Annotated in this window: 12 protein-coding genes; 5 read left to right on the plus strand and 7 right to left on the minus strand. The window is 41.5% G+C overall.

All coding sequences use genetic code 11. From position 1 onward, the window contains the following. Nucleotides 1–33: 33 nt before the first annotated feature. From N7974_RS08675 to N7974_RS08685, 3 genes are all read right to left on the minus strand, one after another. Nucleotides 34–2,331, minus strand: coding sequence for an ABC transporter permease subunit (locus tag N7974_RS08675; RefSeq protein ID WP_262965229.1), 2,298 nt, complete (start codon nucleotides 2,329–2,331; stop codon nucleotides 34–36). A 189-nt stretch (nucleotides 2,332–2,520) separates the two neighbouring features. Then, on the minus strand, nucleotides 2,521–3,504 hold the full coding sequence (locus N7974_RS08680; RefSeq protein WP_262965242.1) for a PstS family phosphate ABC transporter substrate-binding protein: 984 nt from the start codon (nucleotides 3,502–3,504) through the stop codon (nucleotides 2,521–2,523). Between the two features lie 134 nt (nucleotides 3,505–3,638). Beyond that, nucleotides 3,639–4,163 carry a SixA phosphatase family protein gene (locus tag N7974_RS08685; RefSeq protein WP_262965230.1) on the minus strand — a complete coding sequence of 175 codons (525 nt, stop codon included), beginning with the start codon at nucleotides 4,161–4,163 and terminating at the stop codon, nucleotides 3,639–3,641. Between the two features lie 151 nt (nucleotides 4,164–4,314). On the opposite strand from N7974_RS08685, the gene N7974_RS08690 reads away from it, so the two are divergent. From N7974_RS08690 to N7974_RS08710, 5 genes are all read left to right on the plus strand, one after another. Then, nucleotides 4,315–5,832: a CHAD domain-containing protein gene (locus tag N7974_RS08690; RefSeq protein WP_262965231.1), complete on the plus strand. Its 1,518-nt coding sequence runs from the start codon at nucleotides 4,315–4,317 to the stop codon at nucleotides 5,830–5,832. 244 nt (nucleotides 5,833–6,076) lie between these two features. Beyond that, entirely contained in the window at nucleotides 6,077–7,132 is a 1,056-nt protein-coding gene (locus tag N7974_RS08695) for a GlxA family transcriptional regulator (protein ID WP_262965232.1), read from the plus strand. A 76-nt stretch (nucleotides 7,133–7,208) separates the two neighbouring features. Beyond that, nucleotides 7,209–9,392: a hemerythrin domain-containing protein gene (locus tag N7974_RS08700; protein ID WP_262965233.1), complete on the plus strand. Its 2,184-nt coding sequence runs from the start codon at nucleotides 7,209–7,211 to the stop codon at nucleotides 9,390–9,392. Between the two features lie 229 nt (nucleotides 9,393–9,621). After that, on the plus strand, nucleotides 9,622–9,762 hold the full coding sequence (locus tag N7974_RS08705) for a hypothetical protein (protein WP_262965234.1): 141 nt from the start codon (nucleotides 9,622–9,624) through the stop codon (nucleotides 9,760–9,762). 108 nt (nucleotides 9,763–9,870) lie between these two features. Beyond that, the gene (locus tag N7974_RS08710) at nucleotides 9,871–10,632 is read left to right on the plus strand and encodes an AAA family ATPase (protein WP_262965235.1); all 762 of its coding nucleotides are present in this window, start codon (nucleotides 9,871–9,873) and stop codon (nucleotides 10,630–10,632) included. Nucleotides 10,633–10,722: 90 nt separating this feature from the next. On the opposite strand, the gene N7974_RS08715 is transcribed toward N7974_RS08710, so the two are convergent. The 4 genes from N7974_RS08715 to N7974_RS08730 all read right to left on the minus strand — a co-directional run bounded on the left by N7974_RS08715 (nucleotide 10,723) and on the right by N7974_RS08730 (nucleotide 15,853). Further along, nucleotides 10,723–12,021 (minus strand): glycerophosphodiester phosphodiesterase, encoded by a 1,299-nt coding sequence (locus N7974_RS08715; RefSeq protein WP_262965236.1) that lies wholly within the window; start codon nucleotides 12,019–12,021, stop codon nucleotides 10,723–10,725. A 109-nt stretch (nucleotides 12,022–12,130) separates the two neighbouring features. Further along, on the minus strand, nucleotides 12,131–13,729 hold the full coding sequence (locus tag N7974_RS08720) for an alkaline phosphatase D family protein (protein WP_262965237.1): 1,599 nt from the start codon (nucleotides 13,727–13,729) through the stop codon (nucleotides 12,131–12,133). Nucleotides 13,730–14,237: 508 nt separating this feature from the next. Next, complete coding sequence (locus N7974_RS08725; protein ID WP_262965238.1) at nucleotides 14,238–15,233, minus strand: GGDEF domain-containing protein; 996 nt, start codon at nucleotides 15,231–15,233, stop codon at nucleotides 14,238–14,240. Between the two features lie 245 nt (nucleotides 15,234–15,478). After that, on the minus strand, nucleotides 15,479–15,853 hold the full coding sequence (locus N7974_RS08730; RefSeq protein WP_262965239.1) for a winged helix-turn-helix domain-containing protein: 375 nt from the start codon (nucleotides 15,851–15,853) through the stop codon (nucleotides 15,479–15,481). Nucleotides 15,854–16,231 lie beyond the last annotated feature (378 nt).

Here is a 16,231-nt window from a genome sequence, read left to right on the forward strand (position 1 = left end):
TTTGAGGAAGCTCCACTTTTAAACCAGACAACATTATAACGAGCTATATTTTTCACGTAAGCGCTGACGAATAATTTCAGCCAGGGTATTAAAAACAAAAGTAAACATAAACAGCACCAGAGCTGCCAGAAACAAGACCCGATAATGCGTACTGTCTACTTCGGTTTCAGGCATTTCCACGGCAATATTGGCAGCCAAGGTACGTAAACCCTGAAAAACGCTTAAATCCATCACCGGCGTATTGCCTGTCGCCATTAATACAATCATGGTTTCACCCACTGCACGCCCCAAACCAATCATTACCGCCGAAAAAATACCGGGACTGGCGGTTAACAACACTACCTTAATCATGGTTTGCCAAGGTGTTGCGCCTAAGGCCAAAGAACCCACCGTTAAATGTTTGGGTACACTAAAAATAGCATCTTCAGCAATTGAAAAAATAGTCGGAATAACCGCAAAACCCATCGCTATACCAACGACCAGCGCATTACGTTGATCATAACCAATGCCTAATTCAGTTTTAAACCAGTCGCGTAAGGTCCCGTGAAACAAAAAGGCTTCCAAGGGTACGCTCACCGTAAAAGCAAACCAACTGCTCAGTAAAATAACCGGTATCAATAAAGCGGCTTCGTAACCTTCGGGTATCTTCTGCTGAAGGTTTTTTGGTAAATATTGCCAGGCGTAGGCAAACAACATAACACCGAGAGGGACTATCATCAGTAAGGCAAATAAACCCGCCAAATATTCTTCAATCAATGGAGCCAACCATAAACCGGCGAGAAATCCCAAAATAACCGTTGGCAGAGCTCCCATTAATTCAATGGTTGGTTTAACATATTGACGCATTGTTGGTGTCATAAAATACGCGGTATAAATCGCCCCCATCAGTGCTAAAGGCATAGCCACCAACATGGCATAAAAAGCCGCCTTCAGTGTACCAAAAACCAACGGCGTTAAGCTGTATTTAGGCTCAAAGTCACTGTTTGCAGACGATGATTGCCATATATAGTCAGGCTTGGCATAACTTTCGTACCATACTTCTTGCCAAAGTGCGCGTAAAGAAACCTCTGGATGCTGATTATCCAGCGTCCAGAAATTTATCTTGCCGTCTTCAGACTCTACCAACACCGCATTGGCTCTTGGCGATATCGCTGCGGCTACGGCCGGGGAATGACTGATTTGCTCTTTAAGCATTTCTCGTTCAGAAGTCGAATGATAAATACCCATTATGTTGTCAGCATCAACCGTCATAAAGCCTTTACGTCGTTGCTCTGATTCGATCGAAGTAACCGCTTTATCGGAAACTTTAAAGACCCTGATCTTCTCCATGCTAAAGTGATTTAACTTATCCCTCACTTTACTCCATTGAGACACCAAGCCGCTGGAATCACCAATCATTAAAGAAAGATCACCATTTAAAAATGCCACACTGGTAATCTTGTGTCCCGCCTCAACAACAATTTGCTCCTGAATAATAACCGGTGCGCTTTTATCGTTAATATCAAATAAACCCAAGTGCCCGTTACTACTGACTAAATAAAGATTACGTTCATCCTTATCAATCAAAATATCTGTAACATCTGCTGCCGAATAATCCAACACCGAATCCGTACGGGTTAGAGTTCCCTCATCAGCAAACAACGATTTTTCTTTTTCAAAATGGCTTAAGTGAATTTTACTGGTGCCCGATACAATATCAGTAGTTTTTGCGGCGATGGTACTGGCATCATCACCGATTTTAACCGCAACTTTTTCCAACGCTACACCTGATTCATCTATCGTCAAAGGTGCTTCGCCCATTGGGTAGGCTAATGAGGGTGTAATTAAGCGAACATTATCGGGATAGGTTATCTTGTATTTATGCTTTACGATAACCGCTTTGCCATCAGACAAGCCATAAATTACCGCACCGCCCTTAATGGGACTACCCTCGGCAAAGCTCACAATATGTGCGCCTTGAGGTATTTTAACGGTTTCATTTAAAATAGTTTTGCCAGTCGCCACAGCAAAGAAGATAACTTGTCCGGTATCGGTAAAGCGGGCGGCTACTTCATTTTGCTCTTCCACCTCCAACAATAGCGTCTTACCTGACGCCGGTTCCGGAACCTCATATTGACTAACCGATTCAGAGGTTGCCGAGATAAACAAAGGAAAAACCACGTACAGTAAATAAAAGAAAATTAATGCGATTGCAAAAATCACACCAAGCCCCCCTATTACGACACCATAACGCGCTACTGCGTCTTTAATAAGCCGCCAGCGTTCATGGACTCCACCGGAAGATTCCTTGATCAATGATGAGTATTTTGATTGACTATTTATTTCAGACATGAGGAAAAATATAAAGGTAGAAATGTGACAATGATATAACAAAAATCAAAAAACGGCCGAGATTCAATAATCTCGACCGTCATTTTTTTGCATTAACTTTTATACGTTAAAGTTAAATAATCCGTTAATCCAGACTAAAATCCTTATTAGTACATTCTTGCACAAGGGTTAACTATTTTAAAAAACCGGTTATTTAAGCGTAGTCAATATTTTTTCAACTACTTTTGCAGGTAATGGAATATACCCGTCTTTTATGACAACTTGTTGACCTGCTTTCGATAATACCATTTTCATAAATTCATTTTCTAGCGGCGCTAACGGTTGATTTGGCTTTTTATTAACATAAACATACAAATAACGCGTTAACGGATAAGTTCCATTAAGCGCATTTTCAGGTTTTGCCTCAACAAAAGGTTGACCCTCTTTTTTAGCCAAAGGTACCATTTTTATGCCTGATGTACTGTAACCCATACCTGAATAGCCAATACCATTAACTGATGACGTAACTGACTGAACCACAGAGGCTGAACCTGGTTGCTCGTTTACGTTACTTTTAAAGTCACCTTTACATAGGGCGTTTTCTTTAAAGTAACCGTAAGTACCGGATACTGAATTACGTCCATATAACTGAATGCTTTTTGAACCCCAAACCGCAACACCTGCGTCACCCCATGTTTCAATATCAGTGTCATGACCACATTTACGGGTCGCAGAAAAAATTGCATCGACTTGCGGAATAGTCAGACCTTTAATGGGGTTATCCTTATTAACCAACACCGCCAGTGCATCGATAGCAACAGGGACAGCAGTAGGCTTGTAACCGTATTTATCTTCAAAAGCTTCCAACTCATCATCCTTCATTTCGCGGCTCATTGGCCCCAAATTTGATGTTCCTTCAGTTAAAGCGGGCGGTGCCGTAGAAGAACCTGCAGCCTGAATCTGAATATTAACATTGGGATATTCACGATTAAACTCTTCAGCCCATAGTGTCATCAAATTTGCCAATGTATCAGAGCCAACGCTGGATAAGTTGCCGGCAATACCACTGGCTTTTTTATAGTCTGGCAAGCCTGCATCAACTGTTTGTACTGCAACTGCCGTACCACTGACCAATGCCGCCGAAGCAAATCCCATTGCTGCTAATAGTGATTTTGTTTTAAAAGATAATTTCATCATCAAGTCTCAAGTTAATTATTGTGGAACTATTAATTATATAGAATGTAAGGATATTAATGTTATATGACAAGATTGTGACAGCGCAATAATTTTGTTCATGTCACCATTGAGATGACATGGAAACCAAACACTTATTCACCAGTATTTTCTGGTAATGATTTAGCGTAAGTGATCGATAAAAGCTCGGCACTGCCGGCAACCAGATGCGACCAGTCATCCGGCAATAGTAATCGAGCCAGGGCTGCCGTCGGTAACAACTTATCGGTATCCGGCAGGTGCTCAGTGCCTACCAAATAACCAAGCAAATCTTCCAGCTCCGGATTATGACCAACCAACAAAACACGTTCGGAGGTTAAGGGACATTCTGCCAACACGGCTTTAAGCCGCTCAAACCCTTCTTGATACAAGCGTTTATCCTGCACAATAGGCAACGCTTCAACAGCAATAGCTTTATGAACTATTTTTGCTGTTGCCAACGCTCTTTTTGCCGGTGAACTAACCAAATAATCAGGCATAAAGTGCCGTTCTTGCAACCAAGAACCAAGACGTTGAACGGCACGTTTGCCACGTTTTTTTAAAGGTCTGTCAAAATCTTCAATGGAAAGATCATCTCGATCAGATTTTCCATGCCTAAGCAACCATAATTCCCTACTCATTACGCGATTACCTGTCTGTTTTTTTTATACAAATATGTTTCAAATTCAGTTACGATAGCTGTTAATTATTACATCGTCATTAAATGTTAATACAGCAATATTATAATTAAAGGCTTAACATTACCGCAAACCCCATTACGCCATGGTCAATATGTCCTTACAATTTGATTTCCCCGCAAGTCTAACAGCTGAAAAATTTATTGCCAAATTAAGCAATAAAGTGAACATAGAGCTGGTTTCCAAACAATATTCGCTAAAAACTTATTACGACAGTTTTGACTGGCGACTTTATAAAAACGGCATTACTTGTGAATTTAACCGTTCAAAATCGACATCAACATTACTGTTAAAAAACGTCGAAAATGATCTGATCATCGGCAGTACAGAAATCAAGGAAGTACCTGCCTTCTCTGATCAATTCTCATCAGAAGAAATTACTGACACCTTGGCCCCCCTATTAGAAATGCGGGCATTATTACCGGTGTGTAATCTCGACTATGAAACTTACCACCTGAATATCATTAATAATGATCAAAAAACCGTACTTCGTTTAATTATAGAAGAACACGATCTGTTTAAAAACCGCGTTACGGTGCTACCGATTAAAGGTTACGACAAGCCTGCTGACAATATCATTGAGACACTCACCGAAAAACTGGGATTAACGCCAACCAACCAACCATTACTGGTTGTTGCCTTAAGGCTGCAAGGGCGTAAACCTAATGACTATTCATCAAAAATGAATATTAATCTGGACCCTGATATGCGTGCTGATATTGCCGCCAAATACATATTCAGTCACTTACTAAATGCTATTAAAGATAATGAGCACGGCACGATTGCCAATACCGATAGTGAGTTTTTGCATGATTTCAGAGTCGCCGTTCGTAGAACCCGTGCCGGACTTAGTCAGCTTAAAGGCGTATTACCTGATGATATTACTGCCTACTATGCCGATTTTTTTTCCTGGCTCGGACAAATCACCAGTCCCACCAGGGATTTGGATGTTTATCTGTTGAATTTTGCCCATTTTAAAAACAGCTTGCCGGCTTCAATTCGTGAGGATATCAACCCATTGCATGAATTTATTCTCGCCAAGCAACAAAAAGCCCAGAAAGAACTGGCAAAAAAACTGCGCTCAGCCAAATACTTGTCTACCATATATGAATGGGAACAATACCTTAAAGAACAAGCATCGCTAGAACCGGTTGAGCCTAATGCAAAACTAACCATTAAGCAACTTGCCAATAAAAGGATCTCAAAAAGTTACAAGCGTATATTGGCAGAAGGCGATGCCATTGATGAAAACTCACCCTCCGAAGCATTACATGATTTAAGAAAATCCTGTAAAAAATTACGCTACTTAATGGAATTTTTCCAAAGTCTCTACCCCGAGAACCAAATAAAACAATTTATTAAAAACCTGAAAGGCTTGCAGGAGGTTTTAGGTGATTTTCAAGATTACGCCGTGCAGGAAAATACCCTAAAATCATTCAGTGAAGAAATGTTAAACAATAACATCCATGCCAATACTTTGTTAGCTATGGGCGTATTAATCCAGAATTTGGATACTTTAAGAAGTAATGCACGCAAAGACTTTTCATCAAAATTCTTGATTTTCAGGCATGAAGAAAACCACTCTGAATTTAAGTCACTGATTAATAAATAAAGTTTAATTTTTTCAGGATCTGAAAAACATAACAATAATTTTTGGCAGGAAATGAGGGTTAACTGTCATTGTGTAAAAATAAATATTGAGAGAATATATAACCGTTGCTATTGCCTTTAAAAAAACCATGAAGCAATGGATTAATTCACGAAAAATTCACATATAAAATACAGGGATGTAATTTAAAAAAACAGACGGTACTTCTGCTTCATTCAACCCACTATTGACTATGTGAGGAAGATAAATGAACATCCCTTTTTCGCCTCCATCCGCTTTTGAATCTAAACAGGCTCGTATAGCAAAAATAAGACCAGTCGGTATCGTTACCTTTCCTGGCATTGAGATTCTTGATCTCACCGGCCCGATGGAAGTATTTGCTTTCGCTAATGTCGGCTTACAGCAAGCCGGTACCTGCAGTGAACCGGCCTATCCAATGAACGTATTAGCGGCAAAGCCGGGGCCAATAACAACATCATGCGGTCTTCAGATTATTGCTAATACCGCTTATAACGATATCCATGATGGTCTGGATACCCTGCTGATTGCAGGCTCTCCCGATGTCGATTGTATCTTGTGCGACCCGGCATTACAGCAATGGGTTCGCGTCATGGCGCCACGGGTAAATCGACTTGCTTCAGTCTGTACAGGTGCTTTTCTGCTCGCGGAAAGCGGTCTTCTGGATGGCCTTAGAGCGACCAGTCATTGGGATTATTGCGACCGTTTGTCGCGCGATTATCCATTAATCACCGTTGAACCGGATCGTATTTTTGTGCGTGAAGGCTCTATTTCAACATCAGGGGGTATAACTTCGGGCATTGATCTGGCATTATCGATGGTGGAAGAAGACTGGGGGAGCGAACTGGCTTTGCTGGTCGCACGGTATTTGGTTGTATTTCTCAAACGACCTGGTGGTCAGTCCCAGTTCAGTGCCTATTTGACCAGTAATGCGACTCGCCCGGAGCTTAAAGATTTACAAGCATGGATCATGCTACATCTTGCCGGTGATTTACGGGTAGAAGCGCTCGCTGAACGCCTGAGTATGAGCCCCAGAAATTTTGCACGATTTTTCTTAACAGAAACCGGTATGACACCAGCCAAATTTGTAGAAATGGCACGTATTGATGCGGCTCGCCATTATCTGGGGAGCACCAAACTATCGATTGAAATTGTGGCCGAAAAATCCGGCTTTGCTGATCCTGAACGCATGCGCCGTGCCTTTATTCGCCAACTGGGGGTAAACCCGCAAAATTATCGTGATCGTTTTGGTCGCTATGATACTCAGTCAATCAAAGCAGCCTGATCTAATCAAGCCCTACCCATTAATTATAATCTATTGTTTTAAAAACAAATCCCAAGATAAAAGTTAGGAGAGCTTCATGCGAATTTTACTTGTTTCATCAGCATTTTCCGGATTAACACAACGTTTTTATACCGAACTTGGCGACGCAGGTTACTTGGTCTCAGTTGAATTACATTTAGGTGACATAGCCAAACTACTAGAAGGTATTGCGTTATTTAAACCGGATTTGATACTGTGTCCATTTTTAACCCGACGCCTTCCCAAAGAGATTTATGCACATACCCAATGCCTCATCGTTCACCCGGGCATTAAAGGCGACAGAGGACCATCGTCTTTGGACTGGGCCATTCAGAACGGCGAACCGGAATGGGGGGTTTCTTTACTTGAAGCTGCTGAAGAAATGGATACCGGTGCCATTTGGACCAATAAAACCTTTCCCCTGCGACAAGCGACTAAAAGCAGCATTTTCTACCGGGAAGTGACGCAAGCAGCAGTGGATTGTTTGTGGGAAGTTTTAACCTATTTTGATGCGCCGGATTTCAAACCCGAATTACAAGATTACAGTAGGGCCGATTATACCGGTAAGTTACTGCCGTCAATAAAGCAGGAAGACCGTAAAATCAACTGGAAAACACATAAAACGGATGAAATTTTAAGGCGCATTAACGCCGCTGATGGCAGTCCCGGAGTGCTGGATGAAATTTACGGAAAACCTGTTTTTATTTTTAATGCCCATAAAGAAAACCATTTAACAGGTAAACCCGGAGACATCATTGCAACGGCAAATCATGCCATTTGCAGGGCAACCATTGATGGTGCAATCTGGATTGGACATTTAAAACCGAAAGTGGAATCCGGCACCAAAAGTATAAAATTACCGGCCACTTTCGTTTTAAAAGACTTGTTACCCAAAATAAGCCCGGAAACTTCAACGTTAAAAAGTCTGTTATCCAAAACCATCAAAGCTATCGAAATCGATTATACCAAACCGGGACGGCAACTGCCCTGTCAAGAAGTGTGGTATGAACAGGAAGATGACATCGCTTATCTCTATTTCCCTTTTCATAATGGCGGCATGAGTACCGAGCAATGCAAACTATTGTTAATGGTCTATCAGCATGTCGACACGATGCCGGTAAAAGCCATTGTGTTAATGGGCGGTGAAGAGAGCTGGTCAAACGGCATTCATCTTAATCACATCGAAACAGCAAAATCTCCGGCTGATGAATCCTGGTTAAATATCAATGCCATTGATGATCTTATCCAGCAGATTATCACTACTCTGGATAAATTAACTATTTCTGCACTCGCTGGCAGTGCAGGTGCGGGAGGTGCAATTATGGCTTTGGCTGCTGACAAGGTATTTGCCAGAGAAGGTGTTATTTTTAATCCGCATTATAAAAATATGGGCGAGCTTTATGGTTCCGAGTATTGGACTTATTTACTACCCAAACGTGTCGGTCAGGAAATGGCAACGGCCTTGACTGAACAACGCCTGCCCATTAGTGCCAAGAAAGCATGGCGCATAGGACTGTGTGATAAGGTTCTCGATAAAAACCATACATTATTTACTGCTCAGGTTAAACATTTGGTCAATGACCTGGTTACTGATAATGAGATATTAAGAGAGCAATTAAATGAAAAAGCCAAGACCCGTTGTTATGATGAATCATTAAAAGCCTTGGCGACTTACAGAAAATTCGAATTAACCCAAATGTACGCGAATTTTTATGGCAATGAGGCTTACCATCTTGCCAGACAAAATTTTGTTTATAAGACAAGTAACGATAAAACAACGCCTGAAAATATAGCCATCCATCGTCAAAAAGAAGGTCAGGCCCAAAAATTGTCCTTGGGCAGTATGTATCATTTTATCTGGCAGGACTATTACCATACCAACGATGCTTTAATGGATAACCAACATCAGGAAGTATTTATTTTGGCTAATCAGCTGGTTTCATCTATAAATAAGGAAGAATTGATCAAAAATATTCAGTTAATCTATCAGCATGTCAAAGAACATTTTAATGCTGAAGAAGAACTGATGGAGCAGTCAGGTTTTCGATATTACAAAGGACATGCAAAAGAACATAAAATAATGCTGGAAAAATTAATTGAAATCGATCGTAAGATTATCAATGATGACTGGAAACAAAACGATATTCAGGGATTTATGGATAAGTGGGCCAAACACATTATTAATTCCGATATGGCGTTTAATGTTTACCAAAAAGAACAGGAACTTGGCCCGGTTCTTTAATCAGAAAAATTAAACACCAAAATACTGACCGGTTTTATGTGAGTAAAATTTGTCTATAAACTTTCAGATAAATAATTTCGATGCTAACGGATACCATCCCTTCAAGGGATGGTATCCGTACGGGCTCAAAAGTTAATGTAATGGAAATTTAATTTCTGAAAGACTATATCTATCACTCAAACCCATCATTTTGGCTAAAATAATACGCAACAACCCGGGGAGATAACCCATGAACATAACCGATGAATACGGTCAAAAACTGGTTGAACTTATTGAACGAAGTGCGCATATAGATGCATTGGTCATGAAGTTCCGACAAGCCGCTGCAGAAATCAAGCAAGAACTGGAAGCGTTACGGGAAAAACAGTAAGAAACGACTAACCTATTGTATACACTGGAAGTGTACGGTATCAATGTCTGGGAAAATATTGGCAGTGGCGGCTAAGACATTATCACGGCCATTAAGCAGCCCAAATCCATGACGACAACATATATTTTTGTTATGGGTTCAAAATCCGGTTCGGGAAAAAGCACTGTATGCTTGGGTATTTTGGCACAATTATTAGTATCGGGCATAACCCCCAACCAGTTGGCCTATATTAAACCTGCCACTCAATGTATCAAAAAACAGGCGGTAACCCACTTTTGCGAACACACAAAAATCACCTGTAGCGATATAAGTACGTTGGTTTTTAGAAAAGGGTTTAGCAAAGATTTTATTGATGGCTTAACCAAGCATTCCGATGTGTTGTTGGCAGATATTCTGGACTCTATACTCAGTATTGGTAAAAACAAGAAAGTCGTTATTATCGATGGCATTGGTCATCCTTCGGTGGGTAGCGTAGTTGGCGTATCTAATGTAGACGTGGCCCTGTTATTACCATGCCATGTTATTTTTGTTGGCGAGCCAGGTATCGGCGCAGCCCTCGACAACACAGTACTGTGCATATCTTTTATGCACTACAAGGGCTTGGCAAACATCGGTATTGTCTATAATAAAATTCCGCTCTCAGCTATTGATGATATAAAAAAATATGTCACAAAAAGGTTGCCCGAGTTATTGCCTGAAGTAACATTGCTGGGTTTTATTAGTAACGATCAAAACCTTGGGATTCATTTGAGAAACAATGACAGTAAAGAAATAGCACAGTGGTTTAGTTCTTATGTGAACAAAAAAAACCTGTTTTCTGACTGGCTTGGCTTAAAGCTTGAAAAGCAGAATCATATCGTAACCCATTAGAGTAACAAGCGAAACTACCAAGCTTTTATGGAATGCAATCCCGGCCGGCACAAGCTCATCCAGGGATTGCATTTAACCAATTACTGCAAATTACTTCGCAGAGTGAGATCGATGATCCTTATGTTCGTGGTCATCTTGTTTATTATGGCCATCATGTTTCTTATGATCATCGTGGTGAATTTTGCATTGATTATTCGAACTAACGTTACTGGCATTAATTGAGGCATCCCGAGCATCAACACCTATATCAGCAAAATCGGTAAACAGGCCATCAACACCCAGATCAAAATAATAAGTCATTTCCTGTTTAGGGTCGATAAAGCCGTAACCACTGGCATCATCACGGAAAGTCCAGGTATGAACCAGCAAACCTTTGTCGTGAGCCATTTCTACCACACCGGTACTGCCATCAACGCGACGATCGTTAATAGTGATTTTTCCGTCATCGTTACGATCTACACCATCATTTACCGTTTTTACCAGATAAGGTTTCCACGGACCAACGGCATCGGCGTAGGATTTAACGAAAGTCAAGCCTTCGTCAGTCAACAAATCTGCAAAAGTACGTACATCCCCAGCCAATACAAAATCATAAGGCTGTTTGTAAGGAACGACCAATGACATTGAGCCGTCAACATTGACATCGTCGGCATCAATCAACTGTACCAGTTGAATGTCGGTTTTATGGCTTAAGTATTGTAAATTACTCACTTCAAAAGATTGAATAAATACCGGCGCACAGGCACTATTGCCGTAGGTTTTATGCAGTTTTTTCAAGAGCTTGTTTTCAAAAACATGTAGCCCATACAAAGGCTGATTGTTGGCATCTTTAACGTTGGCGTGATAAGTGGAGTGCTTTATTTCAGGGTAAATACCGATAGTTCTTCCAGTGGCTTTGCTTTGGCTTTTAGCCAACGCAATAATTTCATCCAGAGTCGGAATTTGATACTGACCGTCATACTGCTTATCGCGACCGGCAAAGGCTTGGATGGCATGTAGCGTTTTAATTTCCGCCAGTGTGAAATCAGTAGCGAACCAGTCGTTGTATTCAACGCCATCGACCATGCGTTTGGTTTTGCGGTCGGCAAACTCCGGGTGATCAGTAGCAACGTCAGTGGTACTGCCTATCATCGGTTCATGGCGAGCAATCATATAACCATCCTTGGTCAAGACCAAATCAGGCTCAATAAAATCGGCGCCCATTTGGATAGCCAAGGTATAGCCTTCTATAGTGTGCTCAGGGCGATGACCGGCAGTGCCCCGATGACCGATAACGATAGGTGTATTTTTCATTTGCAACTGCGACTCTGCTTTGGCAATGCCTTGAGAGCCGAGTACAGCAATTATGGCACCTACCAATACAGTTGATTTGTAATAGTCGTTTATCATGGAGTACTTCCTCTTAAAAATATTTGACTTGGAAAATTGGTTTTTATATTGTTTTCGTCTACAGATAGTCGCCGCAATGGCAACAGATACCGTCCCGACAACTGAGTGATCAATCGTGTTCTCTTTCTCCTTCAACTGACAGGGTTTTACTAAATACGCTGGTACCATTAATATCTTTCAGGTCTACCGTCAAAGCTTGGCTTCTTTTGTCAATGTTAACTTCACCAAAAAACTGTAAACCGGATAAAGGCGATAGATTGACTTGTCCGGTTGGTGGTGCCTTCGAAAATACCACTTGCGGGCCAAAGGTAGCATCAGTGCTGTTAGGCCCGAAAGAACCTGCATTTAACGGACCCGCCACAAACTCCCAAAACGGTGTAAAGTCCTTGGTTTTGGCTTTGGCAGGATCGTAGTAATGCGCAGCTGCGTAATGCACGTCTGCAGTCAGCCAAACGATATTTTCGACATGCTCATGCTTAATGAAGCTCAGCAGACCGGCCATTTCCAGCTCGCGACCGGCAGCCGGGCCGTTGTCGCCATTCGCAACGGCTTCCCAACGAGCATCACCCTGAGCATTGACTCCATCGCCTATATTCAGGCCGATAGGCATGTCGGCCGCAATGACTTTCCAGGTTGCGTGAGAATGTTTTAGTCCGTTCTTTAGCCAAGCCACTTGTACATCACCAAGGAATGCGGTTTCTTTACTTTGCTGCGTTTGCAGATTAGCGGTATTGGGGCCGCGATAGGCACGCATATCAATCACAAACACATCCAGTAACTTACCGTAGGAAATCTTTCGGTAAACACGTTCAGATTCTTCCGTATCATGAGGACGTAAAGGTGCATATTCATGAAAAGCCCTGGAAGCACGGGCAACCAATAAAGGCACATCCTTGACCGTGTAACGGGGATCTTTGCTCAAATCCTTGGAATCGGACCAGTTGTTTGCTACTTCGTGATCGTCCCATTGCCAGATTTGCGGTACTTCAGCATTGAAGCGACGGAGGTTTTCATCCAGTAAATTGTATTTATAGCGTCCACGGAATTCCGCCTGAGTTTCGGCAACCTTACTGACTTCAGGCGTAACCAGGTTAGTCCATATTTGGCCGTTCTCAGCCGTTACGCTAGGTAAAATGGGACCATCAGAATAGACACTGTCACCACTCTGGATAAAGAAAAGTGGTTCGACCTGACGCATGGCTTCATAGATTTTCATGCCTCCAAAACTTTCGTTAATCCCCCAACCTTGACCTGCCGTATCACCGCCCCAAACGAAGCGAATGTTATCGTGCTTACCGATGGTATGGAAATGACCGGTGACCTCCTCGCTTTTGACGCGAGCATTGGTGAGGTCTTCAAACCAGACTTTAACAAAAACATCCTCACCTTCGGGAAGACCAACCAAGTCCTGCCTGGCCGTAAAGTCTGTGCCGTCCATCGCGTAGGGGCCACGAATAATGGTAGCGTCGGTGAACTGTTCGTTGTAGGCATATTCTACAATCATCCGCGACGGACGGTCGGCTCGGCTCCAGATTATGGCGCGTCCTGGTGCTAAATCACCAATTTGTATGCCTTGCTCCATAAGCGGCGCATCGTCGCTCGCGGCAACGCCCACTGTCAGTGACAGTAATAGCGGTAAAGCGACAATTACCGCAGTCAGGTTGGTAGATTTTAGAAAATAACGGTGATTTTTAATTACACGATACATGGCTACATTCCTAGAGACTCAGTTAAGGAGACTTAGATTATAAGCAGCGGTATATGACAGCGTGATTAAGTTGAATTTAAAAATCACCAATAGGCGATTACTTGTAACTTGGCATGTACATCAACACTACAAGCTGGGCACTCTGAAAATGTATTGATTTATTGAGGGTAATAGTGAAGTATTTGTAAACTGGAGGGGAACTTTCTTTTTAGATATCAAAGACATCGGAAAACATGACCAACTGCTCACGGCCATCATGAGGACGCTTGACTCGATGGATTGCGAAGAACGAGCAGAGCACCCCATAAAAGACGTTCGGTATCTTGCTAATTGACTGCCGGGTTTCATATCTAACCAGACGTTCTCTGTAGACTGATGACAAAAACCTGATGTGGATTTACTTACTGTGTTACGACCATCGCCGGTTCCTTAATAAAGAACCATCTGACCTCCAGCTTGTTACACAAGGTGTGGAATATAAACATTAGTCACGCAACAACCGCAGGTTTTAAAACAATTCAATATCACTAAAATCATTATCTTGAACAAAAATTGGCATATCTTCATACAAAACCACTTGGTTTCTGCCGCTGTCTTTGGCGTAATAAAGCGCTTTATCAGCATGATCCAACTGTGTAGTCGGTATAGATAAGCTGTCGACACGCGTTAAGCCAATGCTGACAGTGACTTGGCCAACAGTAGGAAATTTGTAATTGGCAACCACGTCCCTGAAACGGTTAAAAACAGCTACAGCCATCTCTTGACTCGCTAAATTTAGAATAATAACAAATTCTTCTCCCCCAAAACGGAATAAAAAATCATTGTAACGAAAGCATTTCTCCATCAGCTGACTAAATATCAACAGCACCTCGTCTCCATACAGATGACCAAAATTATCATTAACACGCTTGAAATGGTCAATGTCCAGTATGGCAATCCACGAGTTGTTCTTGTGCGTTATATCTATGGCTTGATAATCTCTATAATGCTTGCAAACTTGCAATAAACGAGCATCTAAAGACTGCCTGTTTGGCAGTTTGGTTAATAAGTCCCGTTCTTTGGAATCATGCAATATCACCAGATTCCGATAGATTCCACACAACTCGCTTAGTAAGCCAAGCATTTCTTGGTCAAACATGCCTTCCAGATGAATAACGCGATCCGGTCCGCTGCTTCCTTTTATTGAAAAAATAGCCCATGCATATAAACCGGATTCATTAGGAGTGCAAAGATTCAAATCGGCCATGTAATCAAGTCCGGCCAGCAGATTACTATGATCTTCATCATGTCTGGTGAAATCCAGAGGAAATCGCCTGATTAATAATTCACGAACTGTACTTGTTTCTGCCTGATGGTTATAAATCTCATAAGCCGTTGCGCTATCAGTCCAGGGAATCTCGTCAAGGATAACTAAAAATACATGAGTTAATGACTGATAATCCTGTTGGGCAGATAACTGTGTCATTAAGGAAAAAAGCTGTTGTATTGTTAAATTAGGGTTCATCAATGTTCAGTCGTAATATAAAAGGGTGAATTGAATAAATCAAAATTGGGGTTCGTTTTAACAAACGATAGAAATGTTTCATAGAGTTTTTTGATTTACTAAAAGCAACCCATTCTGGCCGTAAAATTTTTAGGCTATTTAAATTACCAAATCATTTCATCCCAAGAATAAAGCGCTTATGTTTAATTTAAACCGCGATAAAGCCTCATTTAGAGCAACGCTCTGTTAATATTTTGACTCATCAGTTATTCTTTCAACGCTATAATCTCAACCCGACCAATTACATCAAGAGTTATTTTGTCTTCCTGAGCCAACCAGCCAATACTGCGCTGGATAATTTTTTCTTCTTCGGTAAGTTCTCTAAGCAATTTTGCAACCGGGGTAGCGCCATTTTCAGTCAAGTAATGCCAAATGCTGCCGGCGGTCATACCAACGCGTTCAGATATAGTCATTTCTGGTGTCGCCGTAACCGGTTTGGGAGCGACGACTTTCGCCTTTTTAGGTATTTTCTTATCAGGGTTTGCTTGGTTAGGCATTGCTTTAGTTGCTAAATTCACAATGGGGTGCTCAACTTTCACTTTAGCCGCTGGTTTTTCAGTAATGGTTTTTGGTTTTTTCATGGTGAGATAAATAATATAAAAGACAAAATTTTTATATGGGCCATTCAGGCACAAAGGAACTGCCTTCGTTTTAGGGATTTTACTCGAGTTTCGGAAGAAAAGTAAAAAAGAGATAACGGAAACTTTATTAATCAGTCGTATAAAGCCATTAAAAACTTGGCTGAAGTTTTGATTTTTTTATCGACTTCACAAATAACAGCAAAGATATTTATGTGCAGTATTGTGGTAATGTCAAAAAAATTAGCCTTTGCATAATAGACATCTTTCCTAAATAATCAACATAGAGCTTGGTCTTAATAAGGTTAAAATAGCGACCTGCCTTTGAAAACACGGATAGCCATGACCCCTTATGCCCAACTGCCCAAGCACAAGCCTGAA

This window comes from Methylobacter psychrophilus (genome assembly GCF_025583945.1).
Taxonomy (GTDB): Bacteria; Pseudomonadota; Gammaproteobacteria; order Methylococcales; family Methylomonadaceae; genus Methylobacter_C; species Methylobacter_C psychrophilus.